This window comes from Ruegeria sp. N8, assembly GCF_056531325.1.
The window spans coordinates 137,547-150,450 of record NZ_JBQFLQ010000007.1 but is presented as its reverse complement, the minus strand read 5'-3'; the positions used below and the strand labels follow the sequence as shown (position 1 = coordinate 150,450).

Below are 12,904 nucleotides of genomic sequence, written 5' to 3'. Positions count from 1 at the left end.
CTCCCATATCAATTTCTCCGGAAGGTACTCTTCGTCTCACTGCAATCCAATGCGCCAAAAGACGCCACAACGTAACGTCTTTCAGGCTTTTTCCCATCCAGGCAGCGCGCCTTTCAATAGAGTCAGCGCCGCGTCTTTTGCATCACGTGCCGGATCGCAGCTTTTCAACAGAACAGCGGACACGATAGCGCCTTCTTTCAAGATCAATATCTGACAGCCCAGCTTTTCAGGATCAGCCGCCCCGGCGGCGCGGGCCAAATCCGTGAAGTACTCCAACAACAGACGCTTGTGCTCGGCCGCCTGAACGTGGATCGGGTGATCCTTATCCTGATATTCAGCCCCTGCCTTGATGAACATACAGCCGCGATATCCGTCTTCCTGAAACCATTCAGCCAACGCATCGAAACTGGCCAACAGCTTTTTCGCCGGCGTTTGGCCCAGCGCATCGATCCGCTGATAAAACCAAGTGCGAAAGTTCTCGTCCCTCAGCTGCAGGGCCGCGACGATCAACTCTTCCTTGGTCCGGAAGTGTTTGTACATCGAGGTTTTTGAGACGCCCGTTTCCGCCACCAGCTTGTCCATACCAGTGGCGTGAAACCCGTTCCTGTAAAAGACCTGCAGCGCATTGCGGACAAGTTCGTCGCGTTTGTTGGGGCGCATGATTCGGCTCCTGAGTGTACTGATCAGTACATAATTGTAGCCGCGTCCCGCGACAAGGTTACACGAAATCCAACGTCAACAGCCCTGAAAAGAAGCCGATTTAGCGTCGGTCGCAAAGTTTTTTCACTTTGAGACTTGCAAAAGTTTACCGATCAGTACACATTCTCTTCAAGATGTACCGATCAGTAAACTTAGGAGCTTGACAATGAAACGCCGCACCAGCCCGTTTTCCCCTCAGTACGTCCCGTTCCTGTTGGCACTTGCGATGCTTGCCGCCGCGCTGACCTGAAAGATCAAGACATGAGCCGACCCCCTCTGCCCCCCTTCACCCTGGAAACTGCTACACAAAAAGTGCGCATGGCTGAAAATGGCTGGAATAGCCGCGACCCCGATCTGGTAACGCCCGCTTACACCGAGGACAGCCAATGGCGAAACCGCGCTGAATTCCTATCGGGACACAAAGACATCCATGCCTTCCTGACCCGCAAATGGAACAAAGAACTGGACTACCGTCTCATCAAGGAACTCTGGGCCTTTTCCGGCAACCGGATTGCTGTGCGCTATGCGTATGAATGGCACGACGACAGCGGCCAATGGTTCCGGTCTTATGGCAATGAGAATTGGGAATTTGCCGAAGATGGCCGGATGGCCAAGCGCCATGCGTCGCTGAACGACCTGCCGATTGCCGAGGAAGACCGGTTGTTCCGCTGGCCTCAAGGCCCACGGCCCGAAGATCACCCCGGCCTGTCTGATCTGGGCCTGTAGAAAGGATCGCCCATGCCCCGCGCCTTTTCCGAATTGACCTTCACCCCGGCGGTTCTGGCCCATCAGGAACGGATGGGATCAGCAAGGACCTATGCCAAGTTCATCGAAGACGGGCCGCAGCAAGGGCACCAGATCGGTCCGGCAGAGAAAGCGTTTATCGAGGCGCGGGACGGGTTTTACCAATCTACAGTGTCCGAGACCGGCTGGCCCTATGTACAATATCGCGGCGGGCCGATTGGGTTCCTGCGCGTGCTGGGGCCCACGACTATCGGCTACGCCGATTTTTCGGGCAACAAGCAATATATCTCGCGCGGGAATCTGGACGGGAATGACCGGGTAGCGATTATCCTGATGGACTACGCCAACCAACGCCGGTTGAAAATACTGGGTCGGGTAGAGTTCACCGAGGGCGAAGCCGCCGCCGCCAGCCTCTATCCCGATGGGGCCGAAGCACCAGCCGAACGCGCCGCGATCATCCGGGTGGAGGGGCTGGACTGGAACTGCCCCCGACACATCACGCCGCGCTTTACCGAGGCCGAATTGCGCCCGCATCTGAACACGCTTGGCCAGCAATTGGCGCAGCTTCAGGCCGAGAACGAAAAGTTAAGGCAAGAGCTGGCACAAAGATCTTGAACCGACCCGAAAGGTCTCAGTGAGTTTAGGAATGGAAAAACTGTCAATGCTACGCACGACACTCAACCTCACCGGCCTGTGCCTTTTGGGCCTGCTGGCTTGCGTATCGGTCCTGATGCTGGGCTTTTTTGCCTCGCCCGAAGCGGTGCGCGCAGCGCCGCCTGCGCAGTATAACTCGCTGTTGTTGCAAGCCTTGCCCCAGCGCTGAGCCACAATGCATGGCGGGTATGCGGCATAAACCCTTGACCTTCCCGTGACTGGAACCCCCACTTAGAGGGCAACAGCAGATCAGGATGAGTCGGATGACCACCGCACATGAAACCCGATTGAACATCACAAGAATGGGCTGCGCATCCTGCGTGGGGCGCGTGGAAGCGGCCTTGCAAGGCGTCGCGGGCGTGTCCGAGGCAACGGTGAATTTCGCGGCCGGGACGGCGCAGGTCGCGTACGACGGCCCCCTCAGCGATGTAACGCAAGCGCTGCAGGCTGCGGGGTATCCGGCTGCAACAGCCGATGTCACGATGAAGATCGACCAGATGAGCTGCGCCTCTTGTGTGAACCGGGTCGAGCGTGTGTTGCGCGCCGACCCCGCCGTGATCGCAGCGGATGTGAACTTGGCCACCGAAAGCGCAACGATCCGCTATGTAGAGGGCGCGACAGACCCTGCCTCGCTTGCAAAACTGGCGGGCGATGCAGGGTATCCGGCGCATATCGCCCAGACGGACGAGACCTCCGCCGACAAGGCACATGAGGCCACGGCACTGACCCGCACGACTTTGATCGCGGCAGCGCTGGCCTTGCCCGTATTTGTCCTTGAAATGGGCGGACACATGATCCCCGCCTTTCATCATTGGGTACATCAGACCATAGGATTGCAGGCCAGCCACCTGATCCAATTCGCCCTGACCTCGGCCTTGTTGGTCGGACCGGGCCGGGTGTTTTACGTCAAGGGTATTCCGTCGCTGCTGCGGCGCGCACCGGATATGAATGCGCTGGTTGCAATGGGTACGGGCGCGGCGTATCTGTACTCGGTCATCGCCACTTTCGCGCCGGACCTCTTACCGCAAGGCAGCGCGAATGTGTATTTCGAGGCTGCCTCGGTCATCGTTGTCCTCATCCTTCTGGGCCGCGCGATGGAGGCGCGAGCCAAAGGCCGTACCGGCGCTGCGATCCGCAAGCTGGTAGGCCTGCAGCCAAAAACCGCGCGCGTCGAACAGGGCAACACCACCGTGGACCGCCCGATTTCCCAGATCAACGTCGGCGACGTCCTGCAAATTCGCCCAGGCGAGCGGGTTCCGGTTGATGCCGTGGTGCTGGGCGGCACGTCCTATGTCGATGAAAGCATGATCAGCGGCGAGCCCGTTCCGGTTGGTAAAGCCCCCGACGATCAGGTGGTGGGCGGCACGGTGAACGGCACCGGCGCACTGCGCGTGCGTGCGGCGCGGGTCGGGGCCGATACGGTTCTGGCGCAGGTGATCCGGATGGTTGAACAGGCGCAGGGGGCCAAGCTGCCAATTCAGGGGCTGGTCGACAAGATTACCGCGTGGTTTGTGCCTGCCGTGCTGGCTGTTGCACTGTTGACCATTGCGATCTGGCTGATCTTCGGACCAGCACCTGCCCTGCCGATGGCGCTGGTCACGGGGGTTTCGGTCCTGATCATTGCCTGCCCCTGCGCGATGGGTCTGGCGACGCCAACTTCGATCATGGTCGGCACCGGGCGCGCGGCTGAGTTGGGTGTTCTGTTCCGTAAGGGCGATGCGCTGCAACAGTTGCAACAGGCCAAAGTTGTGGCCTTGGACAAGACCGGTACTCTGACCATGGGCCGGCCCGAGCTGGAAAGTGTCACCACCGTCAACGGGTTCGATCGCGACGACGTGTTGCGCCTGGCCGCTGCGGTGGAATCGCGCTCCGAGCACCCCGTCGCCACCGCCATCACGCGCGCCGGGCCTGCGGACTTGCCGCAGCCAACAGAATTCACATCTCAGACCGGGCTGGGCGTCCGGGCCGTGGTTGAAGGGCGCGAGGTGGTGATCGGTTCTCCCCGGCTGATGGACCGGAACGGGGTGGATTTGTCGGGCCTGACGCCCGAGGCAGATCAGCGCGCCGCCGCAGGGGCCACGCCTTTGTTTGTGGCGATTGACGGTCAGGCTGCGGCTTTGCTGACGGTGTCGGACCCCGTCAAACCCGGCACGATTGAGGCTCTGGACAGGCTGCACGCGATGGGCCTGACACTTGCCATGGTCACGGGGGACAACGCCCGCACAGCGCAGGCGCTGGCCGATAAGCTGGGCATCGACCACGTGACCGCCGAGGTGCTGCCCGATGGCAAGTTGCAGGCGATCAATGCTCTGCGGGACCAATTTGGCGCGCTGGCCTTTGTGGGCGATGGCATCAACGACGCCCCTGCGCTGGCCGCTGCCGACACCGGCGTGGCGATTGGAACCGGCACGGATGTGGCGATTGAAACCGCCGATGTCGTGCTGATGTCCGGCGATCTGCGCGGTGTGGCCAATGCCGTTGAGATCAGCCGCCGGACGATGCGCAACATCCGTCAGAACCTGGTTTGGGCCTTCGGGTACAACACCCTTTTGATCCCGGTGGCGGCGGGCGCTTTGTTTCCCCTTGGCGGACCGCTGCTGTCCCCGGCTTTGGCAGCAGGAGCGATGGCCTTGTCCAGCGTCTTTGTCGTCACCAACGCCCTGCGTTTGCGACGGGTGCGGGCCAGCCTGCCCGAACGGGACATGAAACACCAAACTCAGGCGGTGGCCTAATGAATATCGGAGACGTGTCGACCCAGACGGGCCTGCCCGCCAAAACGATCCGGTACTATGAAGACATCGGGCTAGTCAAACCGCTGCGGGACGACAACGGGTATCGGGTATTTCGCAGCCAGGACGTGCACAAGCTGAACTTTCTGGGCCGCGCTCGCGCCTTAGGGTTCACCATCGAAGACTGCCGAACCCTGATGGCACTTTATGAGGACGAAACCCGCGCCAGCGCGGATGTCAAAAAGGTCGCCCGGGCACATCTCGCGCAGATCGAGGCCAAGATCGCCGATCTGAACGCCATGCGGGATACGCTGCGCCATCTGGTAGAGGCCTGTGCCGGGGACGACCGTCCAGATTGTCCGATCCTGCAAGATTTGGGCGGCAAACCATAGCGCAGGGTTGCCCTTTTCCCGCAGCTTTGCTTTGTCTCTGCTAAACATTCCGATCTGCTGCACTAGGTGGGTATCGGACAGCAGAGAGGATCTCCACATGGCAAAAGTCGCGTTTTTGGGTTTGGGTGTAATGGGCTATCCGATGGCCGGCCATTTGCAAGCCGCCGGTCACGACGTCACCGTTTATAATCGCACCACAGCCAAAGCTGAGGCTTGGGTCGCCCAGCATGGTGGCTCGATGGCGGCGACACCACGCGAAGCCGCTGAGGGCGCAGAGTTTGTCATGGCTTGTGTGGGCAATGACGACGATCTGCGCATGGTCTGCAATGGTCCGAACGGCGCGTTTCATGGTATGTCCGACGGGTCGATATTTATTGATCACACAACCGTATCCGCCAAAGTCACGCGTGAGCTTTACGAGGCCGGAAAAGCCGCAGGTATTGCGTTTGTTGATGCTCCGATCTCAGGCGGTCAGGCGGGGGCTGAGAATGGGGTCTTGTCAATCATGTGCGGCGCAGATCAGGCGGCTTATGATGCGGCAGAACCGGTGATGCAGGTCTATTCCAAAATCTGTCGCCGTATCGGCGAAAGCGGCGCAGGTCAGATGACCAAGATGTGCAACCAGATTGCCATTGCCGGATTGGTGCAAGGTCTGAGCGAGGCGCTGCATTTCGCGGAAAAGGCCGGGTTGGACGGGCGATCGGTTGTTGAAGTGATCAGCCAGGGGGCGGCCGGCAGCTGGCAGATGGCCAATCGCTATGAGACGATGCTGGACGATCATTTCGACCATGGTTTTGCTGTCGACTGGATGCGCAAGGATTTGGGGATTTGCCTTGATACCGCGGATGAGACCGGAGCCTCGCTGCCGGTGACAGCCTTGGTCGATCAGTTCTACAAGGATGTGCAGAAACTGGGCGGGGGACGGTGGGATACGTCCTCGCTGATCAAGCGGTTGCGCGCTTTGGGGTGATAGGGAAAGGGGGGCGGTCTGCCCCCCATCGCGCCGGGGCGCGATTCCCCCCAAGGATATTTTTGGCCAGATGAAGAGGATCCCGTTTTGCGCGGGTCAGGGTTTGGAATGGACGATATAACTGTGTTCTGGGCGGCCGCGTTGCGGACGCAATGGGGATTGGACGCCAAGCTGACCCGGCTGGATGGCGAATATGATCTGAACTTCTTGGCGCGGGCGACCAATGGGCAGGATTATGTTCTGAAGGTTATGCGGCCAGGATGCGAGGCCGGGCTGGTGGACTTGCAGATCAAGGCGTTGGAGCATCTGGCCTCGGAAGCGCCCGGACTCCCGTTTCCCAAGGTGCTTAGCGATTTGAATGGGAGGCTATTGCCCCAGATTACGGATCAGGACGAAAACCCCCGGCTGGTGTGGCTGCTCGAATGTTTGCCGGGTTCGTGTTACGCCAACGCCGCGCCTAAATCCGAGGAATTGATCCTGAAACTGGGCCGAGTTCTGGGAGCGACCGACCGAGCGCTTGAGCGGTTCGATCACGAGGGTTTGCATCGCGCGGGTTTCAAATGGGACCTGATGCAAGCCAGTTGGATTGCGGATCATCTGGATACGATCAGTGACGCCGCGCGCCACTTGTTATTGTCCGACATTTGCGCAGAGTTCGACACTGTCCGGGAGACTTTGAACGACCTTCCGAGACAAGCCATCCACAACGATGCCAATGACTACAACATTTTGGTTGAGGGAGAATTAGGGCAGCGCCAATCTATCGCAGGCTTAATTGATCTTGGGGACATGTGCGCGGCACCCCGGATTTGTGATCTGGCGATCGCTGGTGCCTATATCGTTCTAGACCACCCACAGCCTGAGAGAGCGCTGGCCGCTTTGGTACGAGGGTATCATGCGGCCAATCGATTGCGGGCAGATGAGGTTGATCTGATCTGGCCGCTGTTGCGGATGCGGTTGGCGGTGTCGGTTGTAAACTCGACCTTGATGGCAATTGAGAACCCAAATGATCCCTATGTGACAATTAGCCAGGCCCCTGCCTGGCGGTTTCTGGAAAATGATACGGTCAATGGCGGCTTGATGGGCGCGCGGTTGCGCGTGGCCTGCGGGTTGCCTGTGACCGATGGGGCCGAACGGGTCCACGCTTACCTAACCGAACATCGAGGGCAGTTCGCCCCGATTTTCGGACAGGATCTGAGTGATGTGCCGATGGGGTCGCTGTCGGTTGAAAACTGCGTCTGGCCGCAAAACCCGTTCCACATGCCCTTGGCCGAGGCCGCGCGCGTAGGTGAGGAATATGGCGAAGGCCTGTGGCTAGGCTACTATAACGAGCCGCGCCTGATCTATGCCGAACCCGGGTTCCGCAAGGGGCCGTGGAAGGCCTCTGACCGGCGCACGGTGCATTTGGCCGTAGACGTCTTTGCCCCGACGGGTACCGTGTTGCATGCTCCGGTCAGCGGGCGGGTTGAGGCGGTCGAGAACCGCGATACTCATCTGGACTATGGCGGCGTGGTGATCCTGCATCATGAAACGCCCGAAGGGGATGCGTTCTATACGCTGTATGGTCATCTCGACCCCGAGGTATGTGATCGACTGAAGCCCGGTGATCCGGTGGCGCAGGGCGCAGCGTTCGCGCGGTTGGGGGATGCCAAGCAGAACGGCGGCTGGGCCCCACACGTTCATTTTCAACTGGCAATGACCACCGACGGGATGCAAAGCGACTGGCCCGGCGTGGGCGACCCGGATGAGATGGAGCTGTGGCAGGCGGTTTGCCCCAACCCGGCGGCGCTGCTGAACCTGCCCGATGACAAGGTGTTTTATCAGCCGGCCGACAAACACGCGATTCTGCAGGGGCGGCGCGACCACTTTGGAGGCAATCTGAGCCTGACCTATGACGACCCAGTCATGCTGGTGCGCGGTTGGAAGCACCACCTATTCGATGAATGGGGTCGCCCCTATCTGGACGCCTATAACAACGTCCCCCATGTAGGCCACGCGCATCCGCGCATTCAAGCGGTGGCGTCTGATCAGTTGCGGCGCATGAACTCGAACACTCGCTATCTGCACCCGGCGCAGACCGAATTTGCCGATAAGGTGCTGTCGAAATTGCCTGATCACCTTGAAGTCTGTTTCTTTGTGAACTCCGGCACCGAGGCGAACGAACTGGCCCTGCGGCTGGCCCGCGCACATACCGGGGCCAAAGGGATCGTGACACCCGATCACGGCTATCATGGCAATACGAATGCGGCGGTTGCGATCTCGGCCTATAAGTTCAACAAGCCTGGTGGCGTGGGTCAGGCGGATTGGGTCGAACTGGTTGAAATGGCCAACGACTATCGTGGATCGTTCAAGCGCGACGATCCCGACCGCGCCACAAAATTCGCGAATTTTGTGGACCCTGCGATTGCCGCTTTGCAGGACAAGGGCCACGGCATCGCCGGTTTCATCGCCGAGACCTTCCCCTCGGTCGGGGGTCAGATCATCCCTCCCAAAGGATATCTGCCCGCAGTCTACGAAAAAATCCGCGCCGCCGGAGGGGTGTGTATCGCCGATGAGGTGCAGACCGGACTGGGGCGTCTGGGTGAGTACTACTTTGGCTTTGAGCACCAGGGCGCGCTGCCCGATATCGTGGTGATGGGCAAACCGATCGGCAACGGGCACCCCTTGGGCGTGTTGGTCACGACCAGGGAAATCGCACAAAGCTTTGACAACGGGATCGAGTTCTTCTCGACCTTCGGCGGATCGACCTTGTCTTGCCGGATCGGGAAAGAGGTGCTGGACATCGTCGATGACGAGGGGCTGCAGGACAATGCCCGCGTGATGGGCGGACGGCTGATGGACGGGTTACGCAGGATCGAGGCCGATTTCGGTTGTGTCGGCGATGTGCGGGGCATGGGCCTGTTTCTGGGGGTCGAGTTGATCAACTCAGACGGCTCCGAGGGCACCGAGATCTGCAAATACGTCAAGAACCGGATGCGCGATCATCGCATTCTAATCGGCAGCGAAGGGCCCAAAGACAATATCCTCAAAATCCGACCGCCTCTGACAATCGAAGCCGAGGACGTTGACATGATTCTGTGGGCATTGGGGAATGTTTTGGCCGAGGTGGGCGACTATGCCCCTGCCCCAACATGTGATCATGATCACCACCATGCCGGCTGCGGGTGCTGCTGAACGATCAGACCTCTGGCCAGAAATGACCAGAGGTCTGGATCGGCATCGCTGTCAATGCAACGCGGCCGAGGGGGATAGATGCCCGGTTGAGGGCAGAGGTTGCGGCGCGGTCATCCGGCGCAGCGCCAGACCCAGCTCTTCGGACAAGGCGGTAAGTGCGGGGGCAAAGTCCGGCCGGACAATCAGCGTCGCCATCATCATCGCGTCCTCGCGCGCCCCTTCCGAGGCCGCAGCGATCATCTGCGCAAAACAGTTCTCATCCGCGCCAAGACAGGAACACCCAACCTGATGACGGATCAAAGGGCGTCGCCCGTGATGCGCACAGAGCGCACACAGTCGATCAATGGTCATCATTGCAACAGCTTCAGGTCCGGTGCCAAGGTCGACCCCGATCTTGCAGGCGATATCTTTGCGCGCCGTTGCGTCGCCCCAAAGCCGCAGGTACAGGACCGCGCTGGCCTCGATCGGGCTGAGATCGGACAGCTTTCCAACCGCCGCCCCTCCGCGTGATAACGAGGCGGTCATTTAGTCAGGATCAGCTTGCCCGCGCGTGTAATGCGCAGGGTGTAAAGCTGGTCGCCCAACGCGATATGAGCAAGGTTCCCGCCTTTGGTCAGCTCTTCGGCCTTGTGTGCCGGCAGCATCGATACGGGGTAGGATTGCGTCGGGTTCGGGTTCTGCACATTCATCAGGTCAACTCCAGAGGGTCACGGGCGAAAGGCCGATTTCTGTTCTCATTTTTTGGGATGGCTGACCCGATTCCGGGTTGGCTATGTGTCTTGCTGGATAATCTGATTATTTTACTCAGGTATGTCAAGCGGCAATCTATACGCTGCAACCAAGAGTGTGGAATTGCGCTGAAATTGCGAAAAGGCTAGGTCTGACTGAACAATTTCAACGACCGAGGTTTCAATGACCGCAACGCTGATGTTCGACCTGGATGGTACGCTGATTGACAGCTTGCCCGATATCGCCGCAGCGGCGAACCGGATGCTGGGCGACGAAGGCAAACCCGCGCTGCCGCAGGAGATCATCCAGAAATTCGTGGGCAACGGCCTGCCGAAACTAGTTGAGCGTGTGATGGGCCACTGCGACATACCGCTAGACCGCCACAGCGAATTGGCCAAACGAACTCTGGACTACTACGGGGCGGCCTCCAGTGCGCAGACCGTTGTCTACCCGGGCGTACCGGAGGCTTTGGCCCAATTGCAGCAAATGGGCTGCGTACTTGGCATCTGCACCAACAAGCCCGAGGCCCCGGCTCGCCACATCCTGGACGCGCTAGGGCTGTCGCAATTTTTCGATACCGTTTTCGGCGGCGATACGCTGAACACCCGCAAACCCGACCCCGCCCATCTGCACGCCAGTTTTGACGCGATCCCTCAAACCGGTCCGCGCTTGTTCATCGGCGACAGCGAGGTCGATGCGGAAACAGCGCAACGCGCAAAGGTTCCATTCCTGCTATTCACGAAAGGCTATCGCAAATCATTGATTGACGAGATCCCCCACATGCTCAGCTATGACCAAGCGATAGAATTGCCGTCAGCGGTGAGGGCGTCGCTGACGATGTTGGAAGAAACAGCCTGACCCGAAAATGAAGGGCCGGCCGAGGGGGAAAGTAGCCAGCCCCTCATCCGGGGAAGTGGATTGTCCTCGGTATAACCTTGGATGAACTAGAGTTAACCGCCCGCGCCCTCCGAAGATATTGGGGGTTTCCCGTATTCGGCGAGACAGAGAATTTTCGTCGAAAATTCTTGTGCGTCAATTATGCGCCCGGATTGCACTTTCCTAACTGGCCACCAGAAAACATCGGATGCTGAGGGTCATATTCGACCTGCGCCCTTGGGGTAACATCGACGACTTCCAGCCTGTCATAAGGGTCGGTCGGGCTATCACGTCCCTGCACAACAAGTACGTCTTTGAAACACTGGTGATCCGCACCACGGTACCAGCTTGGCCCATTACCCAAACCGTCAAACTCGAAATCTTCGAGAGCTTCGACAACACCACATGGGTTGAAGGTTCCCGCCCGTTCGACTGCATCGGCATAAAGCAAAACCTGAGAATAGCCGGTCTGTGCCGCGATCGAAGGCGGGAAGCCATATGCTTCCTGAAAGGACGACACGAACGCCTTTGTCCCTTTATCCTGCAGCTGCCAGCTCCAATTCACCGAACCCAGCACGCCCTCGATAGTCGCACCCGCCTTCGCGGCCATGAGATCGGAAAGTACCGGGACGACAATCTTGAAATCCTTGCCATTCACGACCTTGTCCAACAAACCGAATTGCAACGCGCTGGCCAACGAATCCTCCAGGTTGGCACCATAGTGGTTCAGGATCAGAACATCCGCGCCCGAGTTCAGAATCGGCGCGATATATGTCGTGAATTCCGTCGATGTCAGAGGGGTTTTGACCCGATTGATTGTTTGCCATCCCAACGCTTCGGTCGAGGCAACAATCGCCTCTTCCTGGGACCAGCCCCAATTGTAGTCAGCACTCAGATGATAAGCACGGCGGTCCGTGCCCAGCTCAGCCCTCAAAACCGGAGCAAGGGCGGCACCCGTCATATAGGCATTGAAGTAATTGCGGAAACCATTGGCTTTCTTCTCCTTACCCGTGAGGTCATTTGCATGGGCCAGGCCAGCCATGAAGATCACGCCCGCGTCTTGGCATAAATTCTGAACCGCAATGGCCTCGCCCGACGTCGATCCGCCATTCAGCATCACTGCGCCATCGGAATTTATCATTGCCTTGGCAGAAGAATGCGCCTTGGACGCCTTGCCTTCTGAATCTGCCACGACAAGCGTGACTTTCTTGCCCAAAACACCATTCCCGGACAGAGCCCGCGAGGAAAAAGTATTCAGGCACCCGCCATCTCCTTGGCCATTAAGATGCTCGACGGCCAGTTTCTGTCCGCGCAACTGGTCATTGCCTTCCTCTGCGTAGGGTCCAGACAAAGTAGCGTTGAAGCCGAACGTAACCGTGCTTCCGTTTGGTGCATTCGTGAAAGCATCAGAGGACGAGGCGGGAAAGATCATAGGCAACGCAAGGCCGGTGCTCGCTACGACTCCACCGGTCAGCGTGTAGCGACGTGTGACAGATTTGTTACTCATCCACTCTTTCCATTCCCCGTGTCATGCCGTCAAACCTATCCAGTCACAGCCGAAACTGAGGGGCATCGCAGAGTTGTGCAAGAAAACAGTTTCAAAGCATCGAGCTGCCCTCGAAACACTCTCTCGTCAATGACAACACACCAGGTCAGCAGGGTTCTCTGACTGAAGCGCAGCTATCTCTCTATTTCCATTAAGAATATCAAGGTTTGTGCCAACTGCCTTTCGCTTTGAGAAACGACGCCACGGCAACCATTTTGTTCAAATTTTAACGCGAGAGCCGCCATATCTGGGCATAGAACGCATCTCTGATTGAGACTTCCAAAGACACATTTCGATACTTTACAACCGTTTGTCTCCGACTTACGACCAATAAGACACATGATTAGATGCACAGTCAGGATTTATGTATTGTTAATTTTCGGTTCATGTA

General features: G+C 58.6%; 12 protein-coding genes. 8 read left to right on the top strand and 4 right to left on the bottom strand.

Annotation, left to right across the window (positions count from 1 at the left end):
* Positions 1–81: 81 nt before the first annotated feature.
* Complete coding sequence (locus ACR0C5_RS14540) at positions 82–660, bottom strand: TetR/AcrR family transcriptional regulator (RefSeq protein ID WP_480877526.1); 579 nt, start codon at positions 658–660, stop codon at positions 82–84.
* Between the two features lie 300 nt (positions 661–960).
* On the opposite strand from ACR0C5_RS14540, the gene ACR0C5_RS14535 reads away from it, so the two are divergent.
* From ACR0C5_RS14535 to ACR0C5_RS14505, 7 genes are all read left to right on the top strand, one after another.
* Positions 961–1,425 (top strand): nuclear transport factor 2 family protein, encoded by a 465-nt coding sequence (locus ACR0C5_RS14535; protein ID WP_170790715.1) that lies wholly within the window; start codon positions 961–963, stop codon positions 1,423–1,425.
* A 12-nt stretch (positions 1,426–1,437) separates the two neighbouring features.
* Complete coding sequence (locus tag ACR0C5_RS14530) at positions 1,438–2,058, top strand: pyridoxamine 5'-phosphate oxidase family protein (RefSeq protein WP_480877524.1); 621 nt, start codon at positions 1,438–1,440, stop codon at positions 2,056–2,058.
* A 31-nt stretch (positions 2,059–2,089) separates the two neighbouring features.
* Positions 2,090–2,266 (top strand): hypothetical protein, encoded by a 177-nt coding sequence (locus ACR0C5_RS14525; RefSeq protein WP_170773835.1) that lies wholly within the window; start codon positions 2,090–2,092, stop codon positions 2,264–2,266.
* Between the two features lie 94 nt (positions 2,267–2,360).
* The gene (locus ACR0C5_RS14520) at positions 2,361–4,829 is read left to right on the top strand and encodes a heavy metal translocating P-type ATPase (protein WP_480877522.1); all 2,469 of its coding nucleotides are present in this window, start codon (positions 2,361–2,363) and stop codon (positions 4,827–4,829) included.
* On the top strand, positions 4,829–5,218 hold the full coding sequence (cueR, locus tag ACR0C5_RS14515) for a Cu(I)-responsive transcriptional regulator (RefSeq protein WP_480877520.1): 390 nt from the start codon (positions 4,829–4,831) through the stop codon (positions 5,216–5,218). The genes ACR0C5_RS14520 and cueR overlap by 1 nt, the downstream gene beginning before the upstream one ends.
* A 52-nt stretch (positions 5,219–5,270) precedes the next feature.
* On the top strand, positions 5,271–6,188 hold the full coding sequence (locus ACR0C5_RS14510; RefSeq protein WP_480877609.1) for an NAD(P)-dependent oxidoreductase: 918 nt from the start codon (positions 5,271–5,273) through the stop codon (positions 6,186–6,188).
* 108 nt (positions 6,189–6,296) lie between these two features.
* Positions 6,297–9,362 (top strand): aminotransferase class III-fold pyridoxal phosphate-dependent enzyme, encoded by a 3,066-nt coding sequence (locus tag ACR0C5_RS14505; protein WP_480877518.1) that lies wholly within the window; start codon positions 6,297–6,299, stop codon positions 9,360–9,362.
* A gap of 51 nt (positions 9,363–9,413) precedes the next feature.
* Here ACR0C5_RS14505 and ACR0C5_RS14500 read toward each other — a convergent pair whose 3' ends face one another.
* The gene (locus ACR0C5_RS14500) at positions 9,414–9,887 is read right to left on the bottom strand and encodes a hypothetical protein (RefSeq protein ID WP_170790707.1); all 474 of its coding nucleotides are present in this window, start codon (positions 9,885–9,887) and stop codon (positions 9,414–9,416) included.
* Positions 9,884–10,051, bottom strand: coding sequence for a hemin uptake protein HemP (hemP, locus tag ACR0C5_RS14495; protein WP_170773822.1), 168 nt, complete (start codon positions 10,049–10,051; stop codon positions 9,884–9,886). The genes ACR0C5_RS14500 and hemP overlap by 4 nt, the downstream gene beginning before the upstream one ends.
* A gap of 223 nt (positions 10,052–10,274) precedes the next feature.
* Between hemP and gph the strand changes: the two genes are divergently transcribed.
* Positions 10,275–10,949 carry a phosphoglycolate phosphatase gene (gph, locus tag ACR0C5_RS14490; RefSeq protein ID WP_170790705.1) on the top strand — a complete coding sequence of 225 codons (675 nt, stop codon included), beginning with the start codon at positions 10,275–10,277 and terminating at the stop codon, positions 10,947–10,949.
* Positions 10,950–11,127: 178 nt separating this feature from the next.
* On the opposite strand, the gene ACR0C5_RS14485 is transcribed toward gph, so the two are convergent.
* Complete coding sequence (locus tag ACR0C5_RS14485; protein WP_480877515.1) at positions 11,128–12,474, bottom strand: substrate-binding protein; 1,347 nt, start codon at positions 12,472–12,474, stop codon at positions 11,128–11,130.
* Between the last annotated feature and the right edge of the window lie 430 nt (positions 12,475–12,904).

Coding starts and splice junctions, on each gene's coding strand:
- ACR0C5_RS14485 (WP_480877515.1), bottom strand. CDS start 12,474: ATGAGTAACAAATCTGTCACACGTCGCTACACGCTGACCGGTGGAGTC.
- gph (WP_170790705.1), top strand. CDS start 10,275: ATGACCGCAACGCTGATGTTCGACCTGGATGGTACGCTGATTGACAGC.
- hemP (WP_170773822.1), bottom strand. CDS start 10,051: ATGAATGTGCAGAACCCGAACCCGACGCAATCCTACCCCGTATCGATG.
- ACR0C5_RS14525 (WP_170773835.1), top strand. CDS start 2,090: ATGGAAAAACTGTCAATGCTACGCACGACACTCAACCTCACCGGCCTG.
- ACR0C5_RS14540 (WP_480877526.1), bottom strand. CDS start 660: ATGCGCCCCAACAAACGCGACGAACTTGTCCGCAATGCGCTGCAGGTC.
- cueR (WP_480877520.1), top strand. CDS start 4,829: ATGAATATCGGAGACGTGTCGACCCAGACGGGCCTGCCCGCCAAAACG.
- ACR0C5_RS14535 (WP_170790715.1), top strand. CDS start 961: ATGAGCCGACCCCCTCTGCCCCCCTTCACCCTGGAAACTGCTACACAA.
- ACR0C5_RS14500 (WP_170790707.1), bottom strand. CDS start 9,887: ATGACCGCCTCGTTATCACGCGGAGGGGCGGCGGTTGGAAAGCTGTCC.
- ACR0C5_RS14520 (WP_480877522.1), top strand. CDS start 2,361: ATGACCACCGCACATGAAACCCGATTGAACATCACAAGAATGGGCTGC.
- ACR0C5_RS14530 (WP_480877524.1), top strand. CDS start 1,438: ATGCCCCGCGCCTTTTCCGAATTGACCTTCACCCCGGCGGTTCTGGCC.
- ACR0C5_RS14505 (WP_480877518.1), top strand. CDS start 6,297: ATGGACGATATAACTGTGTTCTGGGCGGCCGCGTTGCGGACGCAATGG.